The organism is Pseudomonas sp. MF6394 (assembly GCF_002018845.1).
GTDB lineage: Bacteria > Pseudomonadota > Gammaproteobacteria > Pseudomonadales > Pseudomonadaceae > Aquipseudomonas > Aquipseudomonas lactis.
On record NZ_MVOJ01000002.1, the window covers coordinates 228251 to 254880 of the forward strand.

Annotated in this window: 22 protein-coding genes; 15 read left to right on the plus strand and 7 right to left on the minus strand. The window is 61.1% G+C overall.

Going from position 1 to position 26630, the window contains the following annotated elements; all coding sequences use genetic code 11:
• Positions 1-6: 6 nt before the first annotated feature.
• A complete protein-coding gene (locus MF6394_RS03740; protein WP_003188531.1) occupies positions 7-426 on the plus strand; it encodes a ClpXP protease specificity-enhancing factor in 420 nt (139 codons plus the stop codon).
• A 159-nt stretch (positions 427-585) separates the two neighbouring features.
• The gene (locus MF6394_RS03745; protein WP_003188534.1) at positions 586-1335 is read left to right on the plus strand and encodes a FadR/GntR family transcriptional regulator; all 750 of its coding nucleotides are present in this window, start codon (positions 586-588) and stop codon (positions 1333-1335) included.
• A 525-nt stretch (positions 1336-1860) separates the two neighbouring features.
• On the opposite strand, the gene MF6394_RS03755 is transcribed toward MF6394_RS03745, so the two are convergent.
• On the minus strand, positions 1861-3018 hold the full coding sequence (locus MF6394_RS03755; RefSeq protein WP_078466200.1) for a phospholipase: 1158 nt from the start codon (positions 3016-3018) through the stop codon (positions 1861-1863).
• A 233-nt stretch (positions 3019-3251) separates the two neighbouring features.
• Here MF6394_RS03755 and kdgD point away from each other — a divergent pair, with 233 nt between their 5' ends.
• The 5 genes from kdgD (at position 3252) to MF6394_RS03780 (ending at position 9877) form a co-directional block, all read left to right on the plus strand.
• Complete coding sequence (gene kdgD, locus MF6394_RS03760) at positions 3252-4163, plus strand: 5-dehydro-4-deoxyglucarate dehydratase (RefSeq protein ID WP_032893575.1); 912 nt, start codon at positions 3252-3254, stop codon at positions 4161-4163.
• 54 nt (positions 4164-4217) lie between these two features.
• Positions 4218-5663: an aldehyde dehydrogenase family protein gene (locus MF6394_RS03765; RefSeq protein WP_072447070.1), complete on the plus strand. Its 1446-nt coding sequence runs from the start codon at positions 4218-4220 to the stop codon at positions 5661-5663.
• 170 nt (positions 5664-5833) lie between these two features.
• Complete coding sequence (locus MF6394_RS03770; protein WP_078466201.1) at positions 5834-7198, plus strand: MFS transporter; 1365 nt, start codon at positions 5834-5836, stop codon at positions 7196-7198.
• 10 nt (positions 7199-7208) lie between these two features.
• On the plus strand, positions 7209-8762 hold the full coding sequence (gene garD, locus MF6394_RS03775) for a galactarate dehydratase (RefSeq protein WP_078466202.1): 1554 nt from the start codon (positions 7209-7211) through the stop codon (positions 8760-8762).
• Between the two features lie 173 nt (positions 8763-8935).
• Complete coding sequence (locus tag MF6394_RS03780; RefSeq protein ID WP_032893571.1) at positions 8936-9877, plus strand: AEC family transporter; 942 nt, start codon at positions 8936-8938, stop codon at positions 9875-9877.
• Between the two features lie 118 nt (positions 9878-9995).
• Here the strand turns inward: MF6394_RS03780 and MF6394_RS03785 are convergent, their stop codons facing one another.
• The 6 genes from MF6394_RS03785 to gatC form a co-directional block, all read right to left on the minus strand.
• Positions 9996-10379 carry a carboxymuconolactone decarboxylase family protein gene (locus MF6394_RS03785; RefSeq protein WP_044271602.1) on the minus strand — a complete coding sequence of 128 codons (384 nt, stop codon included), beginning with the start codon at positions 10377-10379 and terminating at the stop codon, positions 9996-9998.
• Positions 10376-11431 carry a calcium/sodium antiporter gene (locus MF6394_RS03790; protein ID WP_177345126.1) on the minus strand — a complete coding sequence of 352 codons (1056 nt, stop codon included), beginning with the start codon at positions 11429-11431 and terminating at the stop codon, positions 10376-10378. The genes MF6394_RS03785 and MF6394_RS03790 overlap by 4 nt, the downstream gene beginning before the upstream one ends.
• A gap of 50 nt (positions 11432-11481) precedes the next feature.
• On the minus strand, positions 11482-11853 hold the full coding sequence (locus MF6394_RS03795; RefSeq protein WP_044271607.1) for a septal ring lytic transglycosylase RlpA family protein: 372 nt from the start codon (positions 11851-11853) through the stop codon (positions 11482-11484).
• A gap of 160 nt (positions 11854-12013) precedes the next feature.
• Positions 12014-13459 (minus strand): Asp-tRNA(Asn)/Glu-tRNA(Gln) amidotransferase subunit GatB, encoded by a 1446-nt coding sequence (gene gatB / locus MF6394_RS03800; protein ID WP_005784800.1) that lies wholly within the window; start codon positions 13457-13459, stop codon positions 12014-12016.
• A 10-nt stretch (positions 13460-13469) separates the two neighbouring features.
• Entirely contained in the window at positions 13470-14921 is a 1452-nt protein-coding gene (gene gatA / locus MF6394_RS03805; RefSeq protein WP_078466204.1) for an Asp-tRNA(Asn)/Glu-tRNA(Gln) amidotransferase subunit GatA, read from the minus strand.
• Positions 14922-14937: 16 nt separating this feature from the next.
• Positions 14938-15225 (minus strand): Asp-tRNA(Asn)/Glu-tRNA(Gln) amidotransferase subunit GatC, encoded by a 288-nt coding sequence (gene gatC / locus MF6394_RS03810; protein ID WP_003188556.1) that lies wholly within the window; start codon positions 15223-15225, stop codon positions 14938-14940.
• Positions 15226-15435: 210 nt separating this feature from the next.
• Here gatC and mreB point away from each other — a divergent pair, with 210 nt between their 5' ends.
• From mreB to tldD, 8 genes are all read left to right on the plus strand, one after another.
• Complete coding sequence (gene mreB / locus MF6394_RS03815; RefSeq protein WP_002555108.1) at positions 15436-16473, plus strand: rod shape-determining protein MreB; 1038 nt, start codon at positions 15436-15438, stop codon at positions 16471-16473.
• A gap of 139 nt (positions 16474-16612) precedes the next feature.
• On the plus strand, positions 16613-17701 hold the full coding sequence (gene mreC / locus MF6394_RS03820; RefSeq protein ID WP_078466205.1) for a rod shape-determining protein MreC: 1089 nt from the start codon (positions 16613-16615) through the stop codon (positions 17699-17701).
• Positions 17701-18189: a rod shape-determining protein MreD gene (mreD, locus tag MF6394_RS03825; protein WP_003188558.1), complete on the plus strand. Its 489-nt coding sequence runs from the start codon at positions 17701-17703 to the stop codon at positions 18187-18189. Before mreC ends, mreD begins: the two co-directional genes overlap by 1 nt.
• Before the next feature lie 51 nt (positions 18190-18240).
• Positions 18241-18837 carry a Maf family protein gene (locus MF6394_RS03830; protein ID WP_044271619.1) on the plus strand — a complete coding sequence of 199 codons (597 nt, stop codon included), beginning with the start codon at positions 18241-18243 and terminating at the stop codon, positions 18835-18837.
• A gap of 70 nt (positions 18838-18907) precedes the next feature.
• A complete protein-coding gene (gene rng / locus MF6394_RS03835; protein ID WP_003188562.1) occupies positions 18908-20365 on the plus strand; it encodes a ribonuclease G in 1458 nt (485 codons plus the stop codon).
• 78 nt (positions 20366-20443) lie between these two features.
• Complete coding sequence (locus MF6394_RS03840) at positions 20444-24259, plus strand: YhdP family protein (protein WP_078466206.1); 3816 nt, start codon at positions 20444-20446, stop codon at positions 24257-24259.
• A 48-nt stretch (positions 24260-24307) separates the two neighbouring features.
• Complete coding sequence (locus tag MF6394_RS03845) at positions 24308-25156, plus strand: carbon-nitrogen hydrolase family protein (RefSeq protein WP_044271623.1); 849 nt, start codon at positions 24308-24310, stop codon at positions 25154-25156.
• Positions 25157-25172: 16 nt separating this feature from the next.
• A complete protein-coding gene (gene tldD / locus MF6394_RS03850; RefSeq protein ID WP_003188566.1) occupies positions 25173-26615 on the plus strand; it encodes a metalloprotease TldD in 1443 nt (480 codons plus the stop codon).
• The last annotated feature ends 15 nt before the right edge of the window (positions 26616-26630 follow it).

Sequence of the window (26630 nt, forward strand, 5' to 3'; positions counted from 1 at the left end):
CCGTTGATGAACTCCAGTCGACCTTACCTGGTCCGCGCGCTCTATGAGTGGATTGTGGACAACGATTGCACCCCGCACATGCTGGTCAATTCCGAATTTCCTGCGGTTCAGGTACCCCAGGGTTTTGCCAGTGACGGGCAAATTGTGCTGAACGTATCGCCCAGTGCCGTGCGCCACCTGCACATGGACAACGAAGCGGTGAGCTTCGAAGGGCGTTTCGGCGGTGTGCCCCATACGCTGTTCGTGCCCATCGGTGCCATCCTCGGGATCTACGCTCGGGAAAATGGCCAGGGCATGGTGTTCGATCTGGAGTCGCCTTTAGAGGATGACGAAACGATCGAAGGCGAAGACGGTGATGATGTACCGCCACCGGATGCCGAGCCGCCGCGCCCTAGCGGTCGGCCAAGCTTGAAAGTGGTGAAGTAGGCGGATTTCGCTTACAAACCCATCTGAAAAATGCCTCGACAGCTGTCGGGGCATTTTTTTTGCGTGAAGGATATGGATGAAAGTCGCGCCAGAACGGTGATCGTACAACCACCATGGGCTATGATGCGGTCTTTAGTTCGTCGAGAAAGATGGTTCATCATGGAAAACGCCAGCGCCGCCCCACGTCTTCCCCGCAAGCGCCGCAGCCTTGCCCAGGAATTGGTCACGGTGTTGTCCGAGCAGATCCGCGATGGCCAGCTCAAACGCGGCGACAAGTTGCCCACAGAGTCGGCGATCATGGACGCCCATGGCGTCAGCCGTACGGTGGTGCGCGAAGCCATCTCGCGGTTGCAGGCGGCAGGGCAGGTCGAGACTCGCCACGGTATCGGCACCTTCGTGCTGGACACGCCAAGCCCCAGCGGTTTCCGCATAGACCCGGCCACCGTGGTGACCTTGCGTGATGTGCTGGCGATTCTGGAGTTGCGTATCAGCCTGGAAGTGGAGTCTGCGGGCCTTGCGGCCTTGCGTCGCAGCGATGAGCAGTTGGCGGCCATGCGTGCGGCCCTCGATGCCTTGAATGAAAGTGCGGCCCACGCTGGCGATGCGGTGGCGTCGGATTTTGCCTTTCATCTGGAAATTGCACTGTCTACCGGTAACCGCTACTTCACCGACATCATGACCCACCTGGGCACCAGCATCATTCCGCGTACCCGCCTGAATTCGGCGCGCCTGGCTCATGATGATCAACAGCACTACATGAGCCGCTTGAGCCGCGAACACGAAGAAATCTATGAGGCGATTGCCCGCCAGGATTCGGATGCGGCACGTGCGGCCATGCGCCTGCATTTGACCAACAGCCGTGAGCGGCTGCGTCATGCCCATGAAGAGGCAGAGGCGCAGCGGGGCTGAGGTTTGCCCATGTGGGAGCTGGCTTGCCTGCGATGGCGGCCTGCCAACCGGCGGCTATCTACCTGACACCCCAACGATCCTACTGTGGGAGCGGGCTTGCTCGCGAAGGCGGCCTAACAGTCAACACAGTTGGACCGGGTACATATCCGTTGTTTAGGTAACGGCCACTTAGGGTTCCGCCCTGACGGCGGGTCACTTTGGAAAAGCCCCAAAGTAACCAAAGGGCTCTTGCCCCACCACTCGGCACCTCGCCTAGGCTCGGTGTGCCCGTAATCCGCCAGTGATTTGGGGGGCCGCCGCCACGCGCCATCCATGGCGCGGGGCGGCTAAACCGGCATCCCTGCCGGTTTACCCCCCAAATCCCTGTCGAATTCCGGCCAGCGTGGTTTGACGGGGCGCTTAAGATCAAAAGCAGATCAAGAGCGGCTCGCTTCGCATCGTGGAGTGTGTGGCCGGGCGCGGTCAGCTGTGGGAGCAGGCAAGCCACACACAGTTGATCTCCATTATCTGGAGTACCGCGTCTATTTAGCTGGCGGGTTGATTAGGCTTGTAGTCCTTAAGCAGCAAGTACGTACTCCATCCCCACCAATCATTGGTCCAGTGCTTGTCGTTCAAATCGTTGACGTCCTTGCGCCGCAGTACCTTGTCCCCCTCCATCTTGAACAGCGGCGAGAAGTTATTCGCCGGGTTTTGTGCGGCGTTCAGGTCGGGTACATACAGCGGTGCCTTGAACTCAGCCGGGGAGGGCGCGATGCCGCTGATGAAGGTTTCGAAGATCTCATCGGCCGAGGCCTGTACGGCCCCTTTGACCTGCAGGCGATTGTCGGCGTCGATGCTGTCGAAGTAGCGCTTGTCGCCGTAGGCATGCCACTGAGCGCCCATGGCATTGCGCACCTTGAGCCCGAATTTACTGTCTTCATCGTGCATGAAGCGGCTGATCAGCGAGCCGAGTTCTCCTGGCGTCACCACTGCCGCCAGTTGTTTGCGCGGTACCCGCAGGTGGCCGGCGGAAAACAGGTCGGTCAAAAAGTGATCGGCAAAGCTGTTCATGGCGTAGGCCAATTCCAGGGCCTGGTCGGTGCCAGTCTGGTGGGCCACCACTGCCTGTTGCAGTGCTGCCGTATGGCCGGCCATGTAGGCCGACAAGGCCCACTCACCGAAGTGGTCGGCGTTGTCCGCTGCCAGTTTCAGGTAGCGGCCCAGCGGCACGAGGGCCGAAACAGCGCTGCCGCCGCCGGTGATGCGGTTCCACTCCTCGGACAACGTATCACCAAGGGCGTCATAGGCTTCGTGCGGCTGTTTGCCTTCCTTGATCGCCTGGTTGACGGCGTTGATCTCCTTTTGCATCACCGCCAGGATCTTCTGCGCTTCTTGCCGTGAAGCGGGCAGCACGGCGAGAGAGTTGAAAGCGGCGGTGAAGCGTTGCACGCGCTCGGCCGGGGAGTTGCCATCGCTGATCGGTTGGCCGGGGATGCCATAGAAGTCGCCGCCCAGGGCGATCACTTGGCCATAGGTGAGTGCGAGCCCGTTGGGCAGGTGCAGTTCGACTTGGCGCGCAGGGATGGCCGGGGCGTCCTTGCTGAAGCGAAGCAGGGTGTCATCGCCGATGGCGGTGTGTTCACCGCCTTCGAAGCGCAGGGTAGGCGGGGTTTTTTCGGGTGCTGCGAGTTCAAGACCTGACATGTTAGCTCCTTGCTATGTCGTAGGAATCTTCCGTGATAGCTGTATGTATATACAGCTACCTGAATCATAGGTGAGAAATTTCCTACGTCAAGAGCCGCGTCTTAAGCCTTCGCCGTATTACGCCGGATGAATTGCAGTTGACGAATTTATTTATAGTTGTACGATGACGTACGACATCGCCAAAACCAACAACAACCTTTCGTAAGAAAGTCTTCGCCCAGGGTGTTCGAATAATGAATCCACAAGAACTGAAGTCCATCCTCTCTCACGGTCTGCTGTCTTTCCCGGTGACCGATTTCAACGCCCAGGGTGATTTCCACCAGGCGGGTTACATCAAGCGCCTGGAATGGCTGGCCCCATATGGCGCCAGCGCCTTGTTCGCCGCGGGTGGCACAGGTGAGTTTTTCTCCCTGGCGGCCAGCGAATATTCCCAGGTGGTGAAAACCGCCGTGGATACCTGCGCGTCCAGCGTGCCGATCCTGGCCGGTGTAGGCGGTGCCACCCGCCAGGCCATCGAGTACGCTCAAGAGGCCGAACGCCTCGGCGCCAAAGGGTTGCTGCTGCTGCCGCACTACCTCACCGAAGCCAGCCAGGACGGGGTTGCCGCCCACGTTGAGGCCGTGTGCAAATCGGTCAAGATCGGCGTGGTGGTGTACAACCGCAATGTCTGCCGCCTGACCGCACCGTTGCTGGAGCAACTGGCCGAGCGCTGCCCGAACCTGATCGGCTACAAGGATGGCTTGGGTGATATCGAGTTGATGGTGTCGATCCGCCGTCGCCTGGGCGACCGTTTCAGCTACCTCGGTGGCTTACCGACTGCTGAGGTTTACGCCGCGGCCTACAAGGCCTTGGGCGTGCCGGTGTACTCCTCGGCGGTGTTCAACTTCATCCCCAAGACGGCGATGGATTTCTACCACGCCATTGCCCGCGAAGATCACGCCACCGTCGGCAAGATCATCGACGACTTCTTCCTGCCGTACCTGGATATCCGTAACCGCAAGGCCGGTTACGCGGTGAGCATCGTCAAGGCCGGTGCGAAAATCGTCGGTTATGACGCCGGCCCCGTGCGCACGCCACTGACCGACCTGCTGCCGGAAGAGTATGAAGCCCTCGCCGCGCTGATCGACAAGCAAGGCGCGCAATAAATTATCCACAAGGCCGCTGAGCAATCAGCGGCCTTTTGCGTCAGGAGAAGATTCGTGTCCCAAGCAAAGCGTTTTGAAAACTACATCAATGGTGAGTGGGTAACCGGCGCCGACTACTGCACCAACATCAACCCGTCGGATGTGTCCGACGCCATTGGCGAATATGCCAAAGCAGACGTGGCCCAAGTCAACGCGGCCATCGATGCTGCCCGCGCCGCGTTCCCGGCGTGGTCCACCTCCGGTATCCAGGCGCGTCACGATGCGCTGGACAAAGTCGGCAGCGAGATTCTCGCCCGTCGTGAAGAACTCGGCACCCTGCTGGCCCGCGAAGAGGGCAAGACCCTGCCAGAAGCCATTGGCGAAGTGACTCGCGCCGGCAATATCTTCAAATTCTTCGCCGGTGAGTGCCTGCGCCTGTCGGGCGATTACGTGCCGTCGGTGCGCCCGGGCGTCAACGTTGAAGTGACCCGCGAAGCCCTCGGTGTGGTGGGCCTGATCACCCCGTGGAACTTCCCGATTGCCATCCCCGCGTGGAAAATCGCCCCGGCCCTGGCCTACGGCAACTGCGTGGTGATCAAGCCTGCCGAACTGGTGCCGGGCTGTGCCTGGGCCTTGGCGGAAATCATCTCCCGCGCGGGCTTCCCTGCCGGTGTGTTCAACCTGGTGATGGGCAGTGGCCGTGTGGTCGGCGACGTGCTGGTCAACAGCCCGAAAGTCGATGGCATCAGTTTCACCGGGTCTGTGGGCGTTGGGCGTCAGATTGCCGTCAGCTGTGTATCGCGCCAGGCCAAGGTGCAGTTGGAAATGGGCGGCAAGAACCCGCAGATCATTCTCGACGATGCCGACCTCAAACAGGCTGTCGAGCTGTCGGTACAGAGTGCGTTTTACTCCACCGGGCAGCGTTGCACCGCGTCGAGCCGCCTGATTGTTACTGCTGGGATCCACGATCAGTTTGTCGCCGCCATGGCCGAGCGCATGAAGTCGATCAAGGTCGGCCACGCTTTGCATAGTGGTACCGACATTGGCCCGGTGGTGTCCCAGGCCCAGTTGGATCAGGACATGAAATACATCGACATCGGCCAGAGCGAAGGCGCCCGGCTGGTGAGCGGTGGCGGCCTGGTCACCTGCGACACCGAAGGCTATTACCTGGCGCCGACACTGTTTGCCGACAGTGAAGCGGCGATGCGCATCAGCCGTGAAGAGATCTTCGGCCCGGTGGCCAACGTGGTGCGCGTGGCCGACTACGAGGCGGCGCTGGCCATGGCCAACGACACTGAGTTCGGCTTGTCGGCGGGCATCGCCACCACCTCGCTCAAATATGCCAACCACTTCAAGCGCCACTCCCAGGCTGGGATGGTGATGGTCAACCTGCCGACGGCGGGGGTGGACTACCACGTTCCATTTGGTGGCCGTAAGGGGTCATCCTACGGTTCGCGTGAGCAGGGTCGCTATGCGCAAGAGTTCTACACCGTGGTGAAGACCAGCTACATCGGTTCGTAACACGCAGCACCCTGTGGCACCGGCTTTATGTGGGAGCTGGCTTGCCTGCGATAGCATCACCTCGGTCTCGCTGACACACCGAGGTGCCTGCATCGCGGGCAAGCCCGGCTCCCACAGGAAAACAAAAAATCATTACCCGCAAAAAAAATAATTAGTGGGAGTACTTCTACATGCAAGCGACCAAGCCGACCCACGTCCGCTATTTGATCCTGCTCATGCTGTTCCTAGTGACCACGATCAACTATGCCGACCGGGCCACCATCGCTATCGCCGGCTCCAGCCTGCAAAAAGACCTCGGTATCGACGCGGTCACCCTCGGTTATATCTTCTCTGCGTTCGGTTGGGCCTACGTGGCCGGGCAAATTCCCGGTGGCTGGCTGCTCGATCGTTTCGGCTCGAAAAAAGTCTATGCCTTGAGCATCTTCACCTGGTCGCTGTTCACCGTGCTGCAAGGCTATGTCGGTGAGTTTGGCGTCTCCACTGCAGTAGTCGCGCTGTTTATGCTGCGCTTCATGGTGGGCTTGGCCGAGGCGCCGTCGTTTCCGGGAAATGCCCGTATTGTTGCGGCGTGGTTTCCTACGGCTGAACGCGGCACTGCGTCGGCCATCTTCAACTCGGCCCAGTACTTCGCCACGGTGTTGTTCGCGCCGTTGATGGGCTGGATCGTCTATCGCTTCGGCTGGCAGCACGTGTTTATCGTGATGGGCGTGATCGGCATTGTGTTCTCGCTGATCTGGCTGAAAGTTATCCACAGCCCGCGCCAGCATCCGATGATCAACGAGGCCGAGTTCAATCACATCGCCGCCAATGGCGCGATGGTCGATATGGATCAGGACAAGGGCAAGGGTAAGAAAACCGACGGGCCGAAGTGGGATTACATCCGTCAGCTCCTGACCAACCGCATGATGCTCGGCGTCTACCTGGGCCAGTACTGCATCAACGGCATCACCTACTTCTTCCTGACCTGGTTTCCGGTGTACCTGGTGCAGGAGCGTGGCATGACCATCCTCAAGGCTGGTTTCATTGCTTCGTTACCGGCGATCTGCGGCTTTATCGGCGGGGTGCTCGGTGGGGTGATTTCCGACTACCTGCTGCGCAAAGGCCACTCGCTGACCTTCGCGCGCAAGGCGCCGATCATTGGTGGCCTGCTGATTTCCAGCAGCATCGTGGCCTGCAATTACGTAGACATCGAATGGATGGTGGTGGGCTTCATGGCCTTGGCCTTCTTCGGCAAAGGCGTTGGCGCACTGGGTTGGGCGGTGGTGTCCGACACCTCACCGAAACAAATCGCCGGGCTCAGTGGCGGCTTGTTCAACACCTTCGGTAACCTGGCGTCGATCACCACGCCGATTGTGATTGGCTACATCATCAGCACCACCGGCTCGTTCAAATGGGCGCTGGTGTTCGTTGGCGCCAACGCGCTGGTGGCGGTGTTCAGTTACCTGGTGATTGTCGGCCCGATCAAGCGCGTGGTGCTCAAGGAGCCGCCTAGACAGGGCCCTGAGTTGACCAACCTTTCTCAAGCGCATTCCTGAGGTTCGTGTGATGCAGTTGATTGAACATGCCGACTCGCCGCGCTCGATCCGTTTGCACGAGCGCGACAATGTGGTGATCGTGGTGAACGATCAAGGGGTACCCGCCGGTACCGAGTTTCCCGACGGCCTGGTCACCGTGGATTTCATCCCGCAGAGCCACAAGGTGACGCTGGAAGACATCCCCGAGGGCGGCCAGATTATTCGCTACGGCCAGACCATCGGTTATGCCCTGGCACCGATTCCGCGCGGCAGTTGGGTGCAGGAGGACCAGTTGCGCATGCCCACCGCACCACCGCTGGACAGCTTGCCGCTGTCCACCGAGGTGCCTGAAACCCAGGCACCCCTGGAGGGGTTTACCTTCGAGGGCTATCGCAATGCGGACGGCACCGTGGGCACGCGCAATATCCTCGGCATTACCACCACCGTGCAATGCGTCACGGGCGTGCTGGACCATGCGGTCAAGCGCATCAAGGACGAGTTGCTGCCCAACTACCCGCATGTCGATGACGTGGTGGCGCTGACCCACAGCTACGGCTGCGGCGTGGCAATTACGGCGACGGATGCCTACATCCCCATCCGCACCGTGCGCAACCTGGCGCGCAACCCCAACCTGGGCGGCGAAGCCTTGGTGATCAGCCTGGGCTGCGAAAAGCTCCAGGCCGGCCAGGTGATGCACGACAACGACAGCTCCGTGGACCTGAGCGAGCCGTGGTTGTATCGCCTGCAGGACTCCAGCCACGGCTTTACCGAAAGGATCGAGCAGATCATGGCCTTGGCCGACGTGCGCTTGAAGAAACTCGACCAGCGCCGCCGCGAAACCGTGCCGGCCTCCGAGTTGATCCTGGGCATGCAGTGCGGCGGCAGCGATGCGTTTTCCGGCATCACTGCCAACCCGGCGCTGGGGTATGCCTCGGACCTGTTGCTGCGCGCCGGCGCGACGGTGATGTTTTCCGAAGTGACGGAAGTGCGCGATGCGATTTACCTGCTGACTTCACGCGCGCAAAACGAAGACGTTGCCCGCGAGCTGGTCAGGGAAATGGACTGGTACGACCGTTACCTGGCCAAGGGCGAGGCGGACCGAAGCGCCAATACCACGCCGGGTAACAAGAAGGGCGGGCTGTCGAATATTGTCGAGAAGTCGTTGGGCTCCATCGTCAAATCCGGCAGCAGTGCGATCACCGGTGTACTTGGCCCTGGCGAGCGCTTCAAGCAAAAGGGCCTGATCTTCTGCGCCACACCGGCCAGTGATTTTGTCTGCGGCACCTTGCAACTGGCGGCGGGGATGAACCTGCACGTGTTCACCACCGGGCGCGGCACGCCGTACGGGCTGGCGATGGCGCCGGTGGTGAAGGTTTCGACCCGCACCGAGCTGGCCCAGCGTTGGCCGGACCTGATCGATATCGACGCCGGGCGCATTGCCACGGGGCGCGCGAGTATCGAGGAGTTGGGCTGGGAGCTGTTCCACTTCTATCTGGATGTGGCCAGCGGCAAGAAGCAGACCTGGGCAGAGCGGCATAAGCTGCATAACGACATCACGCTGTTCAACCCGGCGCCCATTACCTGAGACCGAGTCGCTGCCTTCGCGAGCAAGCCCGCTCCCACATTTGACCGAGTTCTACCTTTGGAATGCGACTAAATGTGGGAGCGGGCTTGCTCGCGAAGGCGCCCTACCAGACGCCACAGGCTCTATGGCTTATCATTAGCCAACTAACGACGCCCACCAAGGTTCTCCCCGGCATGCTGGCAATCTTCCTCACCACCCTCACCATCACCGCGCCGGTGTTTGCCATGCTGTTCCTGGGCGTGTTTCTAAAGCGCATCAATTGGATCAACGACAACTTTATCCACACCGCATCGTCCCTGGTGTTCAACGTTGCCATGCCGGCGCTGCTGTTCCTGGGCATTCTGCATGCCGACCTGCACTCGGCGCTCAAACCGGGGCTGCTGATCTACTTTTGCGTCGCCACCTTGGTGAGCTTTGCCATGGCCTGGGGCTGGGCGATCTTTCGTTGCAAGCGCGAAGACCGAGGCATTTACGCCCAGGGCGCGTTTCGTGGCAACAACGGGGTCATCGGCCTGGCGCTGGCAGCCAGTATGTACGGCGACTACGGCATCTCCCTGGGCGCGATCCTCGCCGCGTTGGTGATCCTCTTTTACAACACGCTGTCGACCATTGTGCTGGCGGTGTATAGCCCGGTGATCAAGTCCGACCCGTGGAGTATCTTCAAAAGCGTAATGGCCAACCCGCTGATTATCAGCGTGATCGTCGCCACGCCGTTCGCGTACTTCCAGATCGGCGTGCCCGGTTGGCTTGAGAAATCCTTGCAGTACCTGTCCGATACCACGCTGCCGCTGGCGTTGATTTGCATCGGTGGCACCTTGTCCATGGCCGCGCTGCGCAAGAGCGGCAACATGGCCTTGAGCGCGAGCCTGATGAAGATGATCTGGCTACCGGTGATCGCGACCCTGGGCGCCTGGTTGTTGGGGTTCCGTGGGCCGGAGTTGGGGATTCTGTTCCTGTATTTCGGCGCGCCGACCGCCGCCGCAAGCTTTGTGATGGCCAGGGCGGCGGAGGGTAATCATGAGTTGGCGGCCGCGATTATCGTGATCACCACGCTGATGGCGGCGGTGACCACGAATATCGGGATTTTTGTGTTGCAGGCGGGTGGTTGGATCTAAGTTTTGCGCGGTCTTCAGGGCCATTCGCGAGCAAGCCCGCTCCCACATTCGACCGCATTCTCATGTTGAAGCTCGTACAACTGTGGGAGCGGGCTTGCTCGCGAAGGCGATCGGGCAGTCACTGCTGATCCGCCTGATACGCCTCAATCACTTCCTGCGCCGCGCGAAACGCATCAATCGCCGCCGGCACCCCGGCATACACCGCGCAATGCAGCAGCGCTTCGCGAATCTCCTCAACCGTACAGCCATTATTCAGCGCACCGCGCACATGGCCCTTGAGTTCCTGCGGGCACTTGAGAGCGGTGAGGGCGGCGAGGGTGATCAGGCTGCGGGTCTTGAGCGGCAAACCTTCGCGGTTCCAGACGCTGCCCCACGCGTGCTCATTGACGAAGTCCTGCAGCGGTTGGGTGAACGCCGTTGCATTGCCCAGGGCGCGGTCGACGAATACATCGCCCATGACCTGGCGACGCACTTCAACCCCGGGCTTTTTCTGATCGGTCATTGCGATTCCCTCTTGTGTTGGCGGTGCCAGGCGCGCAGTGAGGTGAATAACAGCAGAACCCCTAACGCCGGCAGGACGTAATACAGCATCAATTGTTCAAGTTTGTTGGCCAGCGGCATGCCAGTGGTGAAGGCCATCACGTGCAGGCCGTAAGCCAGGTACAGCCCCAGCAGCACCAGCCCTTCGATGCGCGTTACCCGGTAGCCTGTATAGAACACCGGCAGGCACAGGGTGATGGCGCCGAGCATCACCGGTAAATCGAAATCCAGGGCGTTGGGCGAGACCGACAGCGGCGTCGGCGCCACCAGGGCGGTAAAACCCAGCACGCCGAGCAGGTTGAACAGGTTGCTGCCGATCACGTTGCCCACGGCGATCTCGCGTTCGCCACGCAAGGCGGCGATCAGCGACGTGGCCAGGCACGGCAGCGAGGTGCCGACGCCGATCAGCGTGAGGCCGATGACGCGCTCCGACAGGCCCAGGTCGCCCGCCACCTCCACCGCTGCGCCGAGCAACAAATGCCCGGCCAGCACCAACACCAGCAAACCGCCGAGCATCAGCAGCACACTGCTCAGCCACGGCGCCTTGGCCACGGTGTCGAGGGTGCGCGGGCGGCGGGAATGGCGTGTCTGGTAATGCAATACGCCCAGGTAAGCCAGCAGCGCCACCAGCAGCACGGCGCCATCGAAGGGCGTCAGCATTTCATTGGCGGCCAGGATAAACACCAGCAGGCCGGCGACGATCATCACCGGGATATCCACGCGCACCAGCTGCCGCGAGACTCGCAGTGGAATGATCAGTGCGGACAAGCCCAGGGTCACGAGGATATTGAAGATGCTGCTGCCGATGACGCTGCCTACGGCAATGTCCGTGTTGCCAGCCAGCGTGGCCTGCAGGCTCACGGTCATCTGCGGCGCACTGCTGCCGAAGGCGACGATGCTCAAGCCGATGATCAGTGGCCGCACCTTGAGGCTGGCCGCCAGGCGCACCGCAGCGCGCACCAGGACTTCAGCGCCGACGATCAGCAAGATCAGGCCGCCCACCAGTTCGAGCAGGCTCCAGGGCGATAGGGCGTTCAATCCGAAAATGCTCAAGGCTGCCTCGATCAGTTGTTCAGGGCTTGCACGCGAACCCGCGCGGTGCCGCTGCTCAGCATGCGCAGTTGCTCGGCAGCCTTGCGTGAAAGGTCGATCAGGCGGCCACGGGTATGCGGGCCGCGATCAGTGATACGCACCACGACAGAACGGTTGTTGTCGAGGTTGGTCACCTTGACCTGGGTGCCGAAGGGCAGGCGCCGATGGGCGGCGGTCAAGGCGTTCTGGTTGAAAGGTTCACCGCTGGCAGTTCTCTTGCCATGGTGCTTGGCGCCGTAATAGGACGCGGTGCCGGTTTCGTCGTAGCCGTTGGGGTCGATGAGGCCGCTGGCGCAACCGGCCAGCAGGGAGGACAAGGCCAGGAGGCCGAGTAGACGCTTCATTTCAGATATGCCCCGGTAGCAAATGTGGGAGCGGGCTTGTTCGCGAATGCGGTAGAACACTCAACATATATGTTGGCTGTCAGTCCGCTTTCGCGAGCAAGCCCGCTCCCACAGGAGTTAGAGCCAGAATTTGGATTCTGCTCCAACCATTTCACTGCAATCAGCCTTCGAGCTTGCTTTTGAGCAGTTCGTTCACCTGTTGCGGGTTGGCTTTGCCCTTGGAGGCTTTCATCGCCTGGCCGACAAAGAAGCCGAACATCTTGCCGCGCTTGGCTTCGTCTGCCGCGCGGTATTGCTCGACCTGCTCGGCATTGGCCGCGAGCATTTCATCGAGTACGGCCGAGATGGCGCCGCTGTCGGTGACTTGCTTGAGGCCACGCTTCTCGATGATCTCGTCGGCATTGCCTTCACCGGCGGCCATCGCTTCGAACACGGTCTTGGCGATTTTGCCGGAGATGGTGTTGTCTTTGATGCGCAGCAGCATGCCACCCAGTTGCTCGGCGGTGACCGGCGCTTCGTCGATTTCCAGGCCTTGTTTGTTCAACAGGCTGCCCAGCTCGACCATCACCCAGTTGGCCGCCAGCTTGGCGTCGCCAGCAATGCTCACGACTTTTTCGAAGTAGTTGGCTTGTTCGCGGCTGGAGGCCAGCACGCTGGCATCGTAGACGGACAGGCCGAACTGCTCCTGGAAGCGCTCGCGTTTTTGCTGCGGCAATTCCGGCAGGGTGGCGCGGATGTCATTGAGGAACGAGTCCTCCAGTACCACCGGCAAGAGGTCCGGGTCGGGGAAGTAACGGTAGTCGTTGGCTTCCTCTTTGCTGCGCATGGCGCGGGTTTCGTCTTTGTTCGGGTCGTACAGGCGCGTTTGCTGGATCACCTTGCCGCCGTCTTCGATCAGCTCGATCTGGCGACGCACTTCGCTGTTGATCGCCTTCTCGATGAAGCGGAACGAGTTGACGTTCTTGATCTCGCAGCGGGTGCCGAACTCGACCTGGCCCTTGGGGCGGATCGACACGTTGCAGTCGCAACGCAGCGAGCCTTCGGCCATGTTGCCGTCGCAGATGCCCAGGTAGCGCACCAGCGCGTGGATGGTCTTGACGTAGGCCACGGCTTCCTTGGCACTGCGCATGTCCGGCTCGGACACGATCTCCAGCAGCGGCGTGCCGGCACGGTTCAGGTCGATACCGGTGGCGCCCGGGAATTCTTCGTGCAGGCTTTTGCCGGCGTCTTCTTCCAGGTGCGCACGGGTGACGCCGACACGCTTGATGGTGCCGTCTTCCAGGGGAATGTCCAGGTGGCCCTTGCCGACAATCGGCAGTTCCATCTGGCTGATCTGGTAGCCCTTGGGCAGGTCCGGGTAGAAGTAGTTCTTGCGCGCAAACACGTTGTGCTGGCCGATCTCGGCGTCAATCGCCAGGCCGAACATCACCGCCATGCGCACCGCTTCCTGGTTCAGCACCGGCAGCACGCCGGGCATGCCCAGGTCTACCAGGCTGGCCTGGGTATTGGGCTCAGAGCCGAACGTGGTGGCGCTACCGGAGAAAATCTTCGATTGGGTGGCGAGCTGGGTATGAATCTCCAGCCCGATCACAACTTCCCATTGCATAGTGTTCTCCTCAGAAGCCGGTAGGGGTGCGGGTGTGCCAGTCGGTGTTCAACTGGTACTGGTGCGCCACATTGAGCAGGCGGCCTTCCTGGAAGTACGGGGCGAGCAATTGCACGCCCACCGGCAGGCCATCGACGAAACCTGCGGGCATGGACAAGCCCGGCAAGCCCGCGAGGTTGGCGGTGATGGTGTAGAGGTCTTCCAGGTACTCGGCGATCGGGTCGCCGGTCTTGGCGCCGATCTTCCACGCCAGGTTCGGCGCGGTCGGGCCGAGGATCACATCGACTTCTTCAAAGGCGGCCATGAAGTCGTTCTTGATCAGGCGACGGATTTTTTGCGCCTTGAGGTAGTACGCGTCGTAGTAGCCGGCCGACAGGGCGTAGGCGCCGACCATGATCCGGCGCTGCACTTCACTGCCGAAGCCTTCGCCACGGGAGCGTTTGTACAGGTCGGTGAGGTCTTTCGGGTTTTCGCAGCGATAGCCGAAGCGCACGCCGTCGAAACGCGACAGGTTGGAAGACGCCTCTGCTGGCGCGATCACGTAGTAGGCGGGAATCGCATGCTGGTTGTTCGGCAGGCTGATTTCCTTGATCAAGGCGCCAAGTTTTTCCAGCTCTTTGATGCTGTTTTGCACCAGATCGGCGATACGCGGGTCGAGGCCGGCGCTGAAGTATTCCTTCGGCACGCCGATGCGCAGGCCCTTGATCGAGGTGTTCAGGCTGGCGCTGTAGTCCGGCACGGGCTCGTCGATGCTGGTGGAGTCCTGTTTATCGAAGCCTGCCATGCCTTGTAACAATATTGCGCAGTCTTCAGCGGTGCGTGCCAAGGGGCCGCCCTGATCGAGGCTGGACGCATAGGCAATCATGCCCCAGCGAGACACACGACCGTAGGTCGGCTTCAGGCCGGTGAGGTTGGTGAAGGCCGCTGGCTGGCGGATCGAACCGCCGGTGTCGGTGGCGGTAGCGGCGGGCAGGAAGCGCGCAGCCACGGCCGCAGCCGAACCACCGGAGGAACCACCCGGTACGTGTTCCAGGTTCCACGGGTTTTTCACCGCGCCGTAGTAGCTCGACTCGTTGGCCGACCCCATGGCGAATTCGTCCATGTTGGTCTTGCCCAGGGTCACGGCCCCGGCAGCGGCCAGCTTGGCGACCACAGTGGCGTCGTAGGGCGCCTTGAAGTTGTCGAGCATCTTCGAGCCGCAGCTGGTGCGAATGCCCTGGGTGCAGAACAGGTCCTTGTGGGCGATCGGTGCGCCAAGCAGCGCGCCGTTCTCACCGTTGGCGCGACGGGCGTCGGCGGCCTTGGCCTGGCTCAGGGCCAGCTCCTCGGTGAGGCTGATGAAGCTGTTGACCTTCGGATCGAGCGCGGCGATACGCGCCAGCAAGGTCTGGGTCAGCTCTTCGCTGGAAAACGATTTGTCGGCGAGACCGCGGGCGATCTCGGCCAGAGTCATGTGATGCATGAAAGGCTCTTTCCCTTTAGTCGATGACTTTCGGAACCAGGTACAGGCCGTTTTCGACCGCTGGCGCGATGGACTGGTAGGCCTCGCGATTATTGCGTTCGGTCACGACGTCTGCGCGCAGGCGCTGGCTGGCTTCCAGTGGGTGAGCCAGGGGCTCGATGCCGTCGGTATTCACGGCTTGCATTTGGTCGACCAGCCCGAGAATGCTGTTCAGGGCTGCGGTGGTCTGTGGAAGATCGGCATCATTAAGGCCAAGCGAGGCCAAATGTGCGATTTTTTCCACGTCGGAGCGTTCAAGCGCCATGGGATTCTCCAGTGGAAAACAGAACGGAGGGCGTCCGTGTGTTAGATTGTCGGAACACTACCGCATTTCTACGGTCATAAGGCCGCGATTGTGGGGGTTGGTGCACAGAAAGTCGGCCAATTTAGCACATTGGCGCCTTGCCCAAAATCCCTGTCGTTGTTAGAGTTTGCCGCACTTTTTTACCCACGCGTTGCCTAGGGTCCTTTCCCCATGTTCAAGAAACTGCGTGGCATGTTTTCCAGCGATCTCTCCATTGACCTGGGCACTGCCAACACCCTTATTTACGTGCGCGAGCGCGGTATCGTTCTGAATGAGCCATCGGTTGTGGCCATTCGGACCCATGGTAATCAGAAAAGTGTCGTTGCCGTTGGCACCGAGGCCAAGCGCATGCTCGGCCGTACACCAGGCAATATTGCTGCCATTCGTCCGATGAAGGATGGCGTGATCGCCGATTTCAGCGTCTGCGAAAAGATGCTGCAGTACTTCATCAACAAAGTTCACGAAAACAGTTTTCTGCAGCCCAGCCCTCGCGTGCTGATCTGCGTTCCGTGCAAGTCCACCCAGGTTGAGCGTCGCGCCATCCGTGAATCGGCCCTTGGCGCCGGTGCCCGTGAAGTCTTCCTGATCGAAGAGCCGATGGCCGCTGCGATCGGTGCCGGCCTGCCGGTTGAAGAAGCACGCGGTTCGATGGTGGTGGATATCGGTGGTGGTACCACCGAAATCGCCCTGATTTCCCTGAACGGTGTGGTGTATGCCGAATCCGTACGCGTGGGCGGCGACCGTTTCGACGAAGCGATCATCACGTATGTGCGTCGTAACTACGGCAGCCTGATCGGCGAATCCACCGCCGAGCGCATCAAGCAGGAAATCGGCACCGCTTACCCAGGCGGCGAAGTGCGCGAAGTCGATGTGCGCGGTCGCAACCTGGCCGAAGGCGTTCCACGTGCCTTCACCCTGAACTCCAATGAAGTGCTGGAGGCTCTGCAGGAGTCCCTGGCCACCATCGTTCAGGCCGTGAAAAGCGCCCTGGAGCAATCGCCGCCGGAGCTGGCTTCCGATATCGCCGAGCGTGGCCTAGTACTGACCGGTGGTGGCGCCTTGTTGCGCGACCTCGACAAGTTGCTGGCCCAGGAAACCGGCCTGCCGGTGATCGTCGCCGAAGACCCGCTGACCTGTGTTGCCCGTGGCGGTGGTCGTGCGCTGGAAATGATGGATAAACACACCATGGACCTGCTCTCCAGCGAATAAGATTGCCTGGATGGTTCATGCTTCGTCGGCAGGCAGCACTTTGCAGTGCTGCCTGTTGGCGTTTATCTTCTTCAATCTGCATCCAGGCCGGTTTGATGCCGTATGAATAAAGAGAACATTTGCCTGGGAGGAGCGGCTTATTAAACCGCTTTTCGCCAAAGGCCCCTCATTGGGTGTGCGCTTATTGGTGCTGACCGTGCTTTCGGTCGCGCTGATGGTGGTCGATGCCCGCTTTGCACTGCTCAAGCCGGTGCGTAGCCAGATGTCGCTGGTGTTGATGCAGACCTACTGGATCACCGACCTGCCGCAACGTCTATTCCAGGGTGTGTCCAGCCAATTTGGCAGCCGCACCGAACTGGTCGCCGAGAACGAAAAACTCAAGACTGAAAACCTGCTGTTGCAGGGGCGCATGCAAAAGCTGGCGGCCCTCACCGAGCAGAACGTTCGGCTGCGCGAGTTGCTCAATTCTTCCGCGCTGGTCAACGAAAAGGTCGAAGTGGCCGAGCTGATCGGCATGGACCCCAACCCCTTTACCCACCGCATCATCATCAACAAGGGTGAGCGCGACGGTGTGGTGCTTGGCCAGCCGGTGCTCGATGCCCGTGGCCTGATGGGCCAGGTGGTCGAGTTGATGCCCTACACCTCGCGGGTGCTGTTGCTGACGGATACGACCCACAGCATTCCGGTACAGGTCAACCGTAACGGCCTGCGCGCCATTGCCAGCGGCACCGGCAACCCGGAACGCCTGGAGCTGCGCCATGTGGCGGACACCGCTGACATCAAGGAAGGTGACCTGTTGGTCAGCTCTGGTCTGGGCCAGCGCTTCCCGGCGGGTTATCCGGTGGCGACGGTCAAAGAGGTGATCCATGATTCCGGCCAGCCGTTCGCTATCGTTCGGGCGGTACCGACTGCCGCTTTGAACCGCAGCCGCTACCTGCTGCTGGTGTTCAGCGACAACCGCACCCCGGAAGAGCGCGCCAACGACGCCGCCCAGGCCCAGGAAGCGGAAGACCAGCAGAATGGTACCGCGCCTATCGTGCCGGCCACGGTGCCGAAACCGGCTTTCGTCGGTCCGCCTGCACCTGCGGCAACAACTGCCCCGGCGCCGGCGGCAACGCCCGCTCAACCGGCAGCGCACAACGCGCGCCCGGCTAAGCCAGCGGCAGTCAAACCCCCGGCCACTACGCCGAGCACCGCTCCGGCCACCACACGGCAGAGGGAGCAATAATGGCCGGTACTCATTCACGCAATGGCTGGATCGTCTGGCTGACCTTCGCCATCGGCCTGCTGCTCAGTGTTTCGCCGCTGCCGCAGTTCATGGAAATCCTGCGCCCGCTCTGGCTGGCCTTGTTGCTGGCGTTCTGGTCATTGAACCTGCCGCACAAGGTGGGCATGGTCACGGCGATGTGCCTGGGGTTGGCCGAAGATGTGCTGTATGGCACCTTGCTGGGCCAGAACGCGTTGATCCTGACCCTGATTACCTTTCTGGTGCTGTCGTTGCAACAGCGCTTGCGCATGTTCCCGATGTGGCAGCAGTGTTTGGTGATCCTGGTGATCTTCGGCCTGGCGCAGTTGGTGCAACTGTGGCTCAGCGCGTTGACTGGCAACCGCCAGCCGACCCTGGCGCTGGTCTTGCCGGCGCTGGTCAGTGCCTTGTTGTGGCCCTGGATCAGTTTTGGCCTGCGTGGGCTGCGTCGCCGCTATAAAATCAATTGAATGGATTGCGAGGCTCTGCCTGGTTATCGAACCCCACAGGGAGAGGCTGCAATGAATTCGCTTTATCTGGCCTCGGGCTCCCCGCGGCGACGTGAACTGCTGGCCCAGATCGGTGTGCCCTTCACCTTGGTCAGCGCCGCTATTGATGAAACGCCCCTCAACAACGAACCTGCCGTTGCCTATGTCGAGCGCCTTGCGCGGGGCAAGGCGACGGCGGGTTTTGTTGCGCTTGGCCACACCTCAAACACCTGTGTGCTAGGGGCCGACACGGCGGTGATCGTTGACGGGCAGATCCTGGGCAAACCGGTGGATCAGGCCGATGCACTGGCCATGCTGATGGCCCTTTCCGGCCGCGAGCATGAAGTGCTTACCGCCATTGCCCTGACCGACGGCCAGCAATGTGAAACCCGATGTGTCAGCAGCCGTGTACGTTTCCGCGAGGTTTCTGTGCAGGAGGCTACCACCTACTGGCACAGTGGCGAACCGCAGGACAAGGCTGGCGGCTATGCTATCCAAGGGCTGGGTTCGGTGTTTGTGGCCGGGCTTAATGGCAGTTATTCCGCCGTGGTGGGCCTGCCAGTCTGCGAAACCGCGCAACTGCTCGCCCAATTCGGCATACCCTGTTGGCAAAACCTTACCGTGTGCTGAACGCCGTACTCCAGCGCCAAGCCTTAAGCGAACGGTCACTATTGTGAAAACGCCTGAACGAGACCCAGCCATGAGTGAAGAGATTCTGATCAATATCACGCCGATGGAATCGCGCGTGGCGGTGGTAGAGAACGGTGTTCTGCAAGAAGTGCATGTCGAACGCACCCAGAAACGCGGGATCGTCGGCAATATCTACAAAGGCAAGGTGGTGCGCGTATTGCCGGGCATGCAGGCGGCCTTCGTCGACATCGGCCTGGACCGTGCAGCGTTTATCCATGCCTCGGAAATTTCCCTGCGCGAAGGCCCTGCGGTGGAAAGCATCAGCGCCCTGGTGCACGAGGGGCAGAGCCTGGTGGTGCAAGTCACCAAGGACCCTATCGGTTCCAAGGGCGCCCGCTTGACCACCCAGCTGTCGATTCCCTCGCGCTACCTGGTGTACATGCCACGCACTGCCCATGTGGGCATTTCCCTGAAGATCGAAGATGAAGCCGAGCGCGAGCGCCTGAAGAAGGTGGTCAGCGACTGTGTCGCCGCCGAGGGCATCAAGGAAGCGGGTGGGTTTATCCTGCGCACCGCCGCAGAAGGCGCTGGCGCGGATGAAATTCTCATGGATATTCGCTACCTGCGGCGCCTGTGGGACCAGATCGACGCCCAGATCAAAACCATCGGCGCGCCCAGCGTCATCTATGAAGACCTCGGCCTGGCGCTGCGCACGCTGCGCGACCTGGTCAGCCCGAAGATCGAGAAAATTCGCATCGACTCGCGGGAAACCTTCCAGCGTACTACGCAATTTGTTGCCGAGTTGATGCCAGAAATCGCCGATCGCCTGGAACACTACCCCGGCGAGCGGCCGATCTTCGACCTGTATGGCGTCGAAGACGAAATCCAGAAAGCCCTGGAACGCAAGGTGCCACTCAAGTCCGGCGGCTACCTGGTGGTAGACCCGGCAGAAGCCATGACCACCATCGACGTCAATACCGGTGCATTCGTGGGCCATCGCAACCTTGAAGAGACCATCTTCAAGACCAATCTCGAAGCGGCCACGGCCATCGCCCGTCAACTGCGCCTGCGCAACCTGGGCGGCATCATCATCATCGACTTCATCGACATGGAAGATGAAGAGCACCAGCGCCAGGTGCTGCGCACGCTTGAGAAGCAACTGGAGCGCGATCACGCCAAGACCAACATCATCGGCATCACCGAGTTGGGCCTGGTGCAGATGACCCGCAAGCGCACGCGCGAAAGCCTCGAGCAGGTGCTGTGCGAGCCGTGCAGCAGCTGCCAGGGCCGCGGCAAACTGAAGACCCCGGAAACGGTTTGCTACGAGATTTTCCGCGAGATCCTGCGCGAGGCGCGCGCCTACCAGGCTGAAGGTTATAGAGTACTTGCCAATCAGAAGGTGGTGGATCGCCTGCTGGACGAAGAGTCCGGTAACGTCGCCGAACTGGAAAGTTTTATCGGTCGCACGATTCGCTTCCAGGTCGAAACCATGTATTCACAGGAACAATACGACGTGGTGTTGCTCTGATCCCCAGCTGTGCACTTTCTTCGAGACCGGCAGACCTTGATCTGCCGTCCGCTAACTGTTTTTTGAGGGTCGCCTGACATGGAGCGTCTGATACGCTTTTTTGCCGCTTTGACCCGTTGGGGCCTGGGCCTATGCGCGTTGTTGCTGGTATTGGCAGCGGTGTACGTGAGCCTGGGGCGCGAACTCACCCCGCTGGTGGCCGAATACCGCGCCGAAGTCGAAGCCAAGGCCCAGGCTGCGCTGGAGACGCCGCTGCATATCGGTAGCCTTGAGGGCCGCTGGAGCGGGTTTGCCCCGGTATTGCTGGCCCACGACGTCATGGTCGGCGAGGGTAGCAGTGCCTTGCGCCTGGACCAGGTGGAAGTGGTGCCGGACATGTGGGCCAGCCTGTTGGCCCGCGAAGTGCGCATCGCTCATCTGCAAGTCAGTGGCCTGCAACTGAGTGTCAAGGAAGACCAGGACGGCCACTGGACGCTGCAAGGCTTGCCGGTTCAGGACAATCAGCCGTTGGACCCGCAACAGCTGCTGACGCGCATGCAGATGGTCAAGCGCGTGTCGGTGCTGGACAGCCAGGTGACCCTGCAACCCTTCGACCAGGCGCCGGTGACCGTAACCTATGTGGGCCTGAGCCTGCATACCGGCATTAGCCAGCAGCGCCTGGACGCTCGCCTGACATTGCCCGACGGCCAACCGTTGGCGGTCAGCCTGCGTAGCCGCATTCGTGCCAGCCAGTGGCAAGACGCTGAGGTCGATGCCTACCTGAGCCTGCCGCAAAGCGACTGGGCCAAGTGGATTCCCGCGAGGTTGACCCAGCAATGGAAGCTGACGCAATTGAAGGCCGGCGGCGAGTTTTGGCTCAGTTGGGCCAAAGGCACAGTGCAAAGCGCGGCGGTACGCCTCAATTCGCCCCAAGTGAAGGGCAGCTACGCCGACCGTAAGCCGGTACACCTCGAAAACCTGGCCCTGACCGCCTACCTGCAGCGCAGTGACACTGGCCTCAAGGTGCTGTTTGATTCCTTGGCGATGAACATTGGCGAAACCCGTTGGGAGTCGCGCCTGCAATTGCAGCAAAGCCTGGCGACCGACAAGGAACAGGAAGTGTGGAAGTTGCAGGCCGATCGTCTCGACCTCACTCCCATCACACCGCTGCTCAACGCCTTGGCACCGCTGCCGGACGGTTTCGCCAAGGCCGTCGAACACCTCAAAGCCACCGGCCTGTTACGCAATGTGCTGGTGGACTTCCGGCCGCAAGACACCACCGACCGCAAACTCAGTTTTGCCGCCAACCTGGAGCGTGTCGGCTTCGATGCCTACTTTGGCGCGCCGGCCGCACGCAATGTGTCCGGCAGCATCAGTGGCGACCTGGGCCAGGGCGAGTTGCGCATGGACAGCAAGGACTTCTCCTTGCATCTGTATCCGATCTTCGCCAAGCCGTGGCAATACATCCAGGCCAATGCGCGCCTGACCTGGAAGCTGGACAAGCAAGGCTTCACCCTGATCGCCCCGTATATCAAGGTACTGGGCGAGGAAGGCAAGGTGGCGGCGGACTTCCTGATTCGCCTGCATTTCGACCACAGCCAGGAAGACTACATGGACCTGCGGGTCGGCATGGTCGATGGCGATGGCCGTTTCACTCCCAAATACCTACCGGCCGTGTTGAGCCCGGCGCTGGATGAATGGCTGCGCACGGCGATCCTCAAGGGTGCGGTGGACGAAGGCTTTTTCCAGTACCAGGGTTCGCTCAGCCACAATGCGCTGCCGGCGTCGCGCAATATCAGCCTGTTCTTCAAGGTGCATGATGCCGAACTGGCCTTCCAGCCCGGCTGGCCTCATGTGAACAAGGTCAATGGTGAAGTGTTCGTCGAGGAAAGCGGCGTACGCATCCTGGCGAGCAAGGGCCAGTTGCTCGACACCCAGGTCAAGGATGTCTACGTCAATATCCCCCACGCCCCAGCGGGCGGGGACAGTCATCTGCTGCTCACGGGCGGGTTCTCCGGCGGTTTGGGCGACGGCCTGAAGATCCTTCAAGAAGCCCCTATCGGCACGGCGTCCACGTTCGCTGGCTGGAAAGGCGAGGGCGACCTGCAAGGTAGCCTGGACTTGGACGTACCGCTGGCCAAAGGCACTGAGCCCAAGATCGTGGTGGACTTCAAGACCGACAAGGCGCGCCTGCAATTGGCGGAACCGCCGCTGGACCTGACCCAGCTCAAAGGTGATTTTCGCTTCGACAGCGCCAAGGGCCTGAGCGGGCAGAAGATCTCGGCCCAGGCGTTCGACCGCCCCATCACGGCGCAGATCTTTGCCGAAGGCAAGCCGGGCAATATCAGCACTCGCGTGACCGCCAATGGCCAGGTCACCGTCAAGCGCCTCACGGACTGGTTGAACATCAGCCAGCCGTTGCCGGTCTCCGGCGATATTCCCTACCAGTTGCAAGTGATCCTCGACGGCGCAGACAGCCAGTTGATGGTCAATTCCAACCTCAAAGGCGTCGCGGTGGACCTGCCGGCACCGTTTGGCATGCCGGCCAGCCAGGGGCGTGACAGCACTTTTCGTATGACCTTGCAGGGCGCTGAACGCCGTTACTGGTTTGATTACGGCGAGCTGGCGAATTTCACTTTTGCCGCGCCGCCGGACACGTTCAATGATGGCCGCGGCGAACTGTTCCTCGGCGATGGTGATGCCGTGCTGCCCGGTGCCAAAGGCCTGCGCATTCGTGGCGTGCTGTCGGAACTGGATATCGACCCCTGGAAGAAACTTGTGGATCGCTACGCGGGCAATGATCCAGGTGGCAATGCCAAGCAACTGCTCAGCGGTGCGGACTTCAAGGTGGGCAAGCTGACCGGGTTTGGTACCCAGTTTGACCAGGTCAGCTTGCAGCTTGATCGCAAACCAGCGGCCTGGGGCCTGCAACTCGATAGCCAGCAAGCCAAGGGCACGGTGAACCTGCCGGACGCCAAGGGCGCGCCGATTGCAGTCAACCTCAAATATGTGAAATTGCCTGCGGCAGACCCAACCGCGCAGGCGGACGAAAACGCGCCGGACCCGCTGGCCGATATCGACCCCAAGAGCATTCCGGCCCTGGATATTGCCGTCGACCAATTGTTCCAGGGCTCGGACCTGATCGGCGCCTGGTCGCTGAGAATCCGCCCGACCGCCAAGGGCCTGGCTTTCAATAACCTCGACCTTGGCCTCAAGGGCATGTTGCTCAAGGGCGCCGGGGGCTGGGAAGGTGCGCCAGGCGCCAGCAGCAGTTGGTACAAGGGCCGCCTCGACGGCCGTAACATTGCCGACGTGCTCAAAGGGTGGGGTTTTGCGCCTACGGTGACCAGCGAAGACTTCCACCTGGACGTGGATGGCCGCTGGCCGGGTTCGCCGGCCTGGGTCGGGCCCAAGCGCTTTTCCGGCAGCCTGGATGCTGCGTTCCGTAAAGGTCAGTTCGTCGAAGTGGAGGGCGGGGCCCAGGCATTGCGCGTGTTTGGCCTGCTTAACTTCAACTCCATTGGCCGGCGTTTGCGTTTGGACTTTTCCGACTTGTTCGGCAAGGGCTTGAGTTACGACCGGGTCAAAGGCTTGTTGGCCGCCAGTAATGGCGTGTTCGTGACCCGCGAACCCATCACCATGACCGGGCCTTCCACCAATCTTGAGCTTAACGGCACCCTGGATCTGGTTGCCGATCGCGTCGACGCCAAGTTGCTGGTCACGTTGCCTGTGACCAACAACCTGCCGATTGCGGCGCTGATTGTCGGTGCGCCGGCCATTGGTGGTGCGCTGTTTTTGATCGACAAGCTGATCGGTGACCGGGTTTCGCGCTTTGCCAGTGTGCAATACAAGGTGCAGGGCCCTTGGAAGGATCCGAAAATCACCTTCGACAAGCCATTTGAAAAGCCAAACTGAGAGGCTGTGGAGTAGCATGGCCCCATGCCCTGTATGGAGTGTCGGCCCATGTCCTTTGCGGTAATTCAAATGGTCAGCCAGAGTGACGTGCTGGCCAACCTCGCCCAGGCGCGTCGCCTGTTGGAACAGGCGGCGGCCGGTGGCGCGAAACTCGCGGTGCTGCCGGAGAATTTCGCCGCCATGGGGCGCCGTGACGTGGCCGACATTGGCCGCGCCGAGGCGTTGGGCCAAGGGCCTGTGTTGCCCTGGTTGAAACAGGCCGCCCGCGACCTCACCTTATGGATAGTGGCCGGCACATTACCGTTGCCGCCCAAGGACCAGCCCCACGCCAAGCCCAACGCTTGCTCGCTGCTGATCAACGATCAGGGTGAAATCGTCGCTCGCTACGACAAACTCCATTTGTTTGATGTGGACGTAGCGGACGCTCGCGGTCGTTATCGCGAATCTGACGACTATGCTTTCGGTAACCAAGTGGTAGTGGCGGATACGCCGGTGGGCCGTGTGGGGTTGACGGTGTGTTATGACCTGCGTTTCCCCGAGCTGTACAGCGAGTTGCGTGCGGCGGGGGCTGAACTGATTACCGCGCCCTCGGCCTTCACGGCGGTGACCGGGGCTGCGCACTGGGATGTGCTTATTCGTGCGCGGGCCATCGAAACCCAGTGCTACCTGCTGGCGGCCGCCCAGGGTGGTGTGCACCCAGGCCCACGGGAAACCTTTGGCCACGCGGCGATTGTCGACCCTTGGGGCCGAGTGCTGGCGCAACAGGATCAAGGCGAAGCGGTGTTACTGGCCGAACGCGATAGCAGTGAACAGGCGTCGATACGGGCGCGCATGCCGGTGACCAATCACCGGCGCTTTTTCTCGCAGGGCGCGCAGCGGCCTGCTTCAGAACGATGAATTTAAGGCCAAACCTATGAGCGAGTTGTTGTCCTCAGTCAGTGATCACCTCCTGGCACCCGGTGGCGTGACCATCGAAAGCCTGCAAACCGTGCTCGGCGATCTGGCCGGGCCGGGTATCGATGCGGCTGACCTGTATTTCCAGGGGCAGATTTCCGAGTCTTGGGCGCTGGAAGATGGGATCGTCAAGGAAGGCAGTTTCAACCTTGACCAGGGCGTAGGCGTTCGCGCGCAATCGGGTGAGAAGACCGGCTTTGCCTACAGCAATGCGATCACCCTGGAGGCCCTGGGCCTGGCGGCGCGTGCCGCCCGTTCGATTTCCCGTGCCGGCCAGAATGGCACGGTGCAGGCATTCAGTACCCAGGACGTGGCCCAGTTGTATGCGCCGGATAACCCCTTGGAAGTGATCAGCCGTGCGGAAAAGGTCGAGCTGCTCAAGCGTATCGACGCAGCTACCCGTGCCTTGGACCCGCGTATCCAGCAAGTGACCGTGAGCATGGCCGGCGTGTGGGAGCGCATCCTCGTGGCGTCCACCGACGGTGGGCTGGCGGCGGATGTACGGCCACTGGTGCGTTTCAATGTGAGTGTGATCGTCGAACAGAACGGGCGCCGCGAGCGCGGTGGCCATGGCGGCGGCGGGCGCACCGACTACCGTTATTTCCTCGCTGACGACCGTGCCATGGGCTATGCCCGTGAGGCGCTGCGCCAGGCATTGGTCAACCTGGAAGCGATACCGGCACCGGCCGGTACCTTGCCGGTGGTGCTGGGCTCGGGTTGGTCTGGGGTGTTGCTCCACGAAGCCGTGGGCCATGGCCTGGAAGGCGATTTCAACCGCAAGGGCAGTTCCGCTTATAGCGGGCGCATGGGCGAAATGGTTGCGTCCAAGCTGTGCACCATTGTCGATGACGGCACCCTGGCCGGCCGCCGTGGTTCGCTGAGTGTCGATGACGAAGGCACGCCGACCGAATGTACCACCCTGATCGAGAACGGCGTGCTCAAGGGCTACATGCAAGACAAACTCAACGCCCGCCTGATGGGCGTGGCGCGTACCGGTAATGGTCGTCGCGAGTCTTACGCGCACCTGCCGATGCCGCGCATGACCAACACCTACATGCTCGGTGGCCAAAGCGATCCTGCAGAAATCATTGCCTCGGTCAAACGCGGTATCTACTGCGCCAACCTCGGCGGCGGCCAGGTGGACATCACCAGCGGCAAGTTCGTGTTCTCCACCAGCGAGGCGTACCTGATCGAAGACGGCAAGATTACCGCGCCGGTCAAAGGGGCGACGCTGATTGGTAACGGGCCGGAAGCCATGAGCAAGGTGTCGATGGTCGGTAACGACCTGTCGCTGGACAGCGGCGTGGGCACGTGCGGCAAGGATGGGCAGTCGGTGCCGGTAGGTGTCGGCCAGCCAACCTTGAAAATTGATGCGATCACCGTGGGTGGCACGGGGTCGTAGGAACGCAAGCTTCGG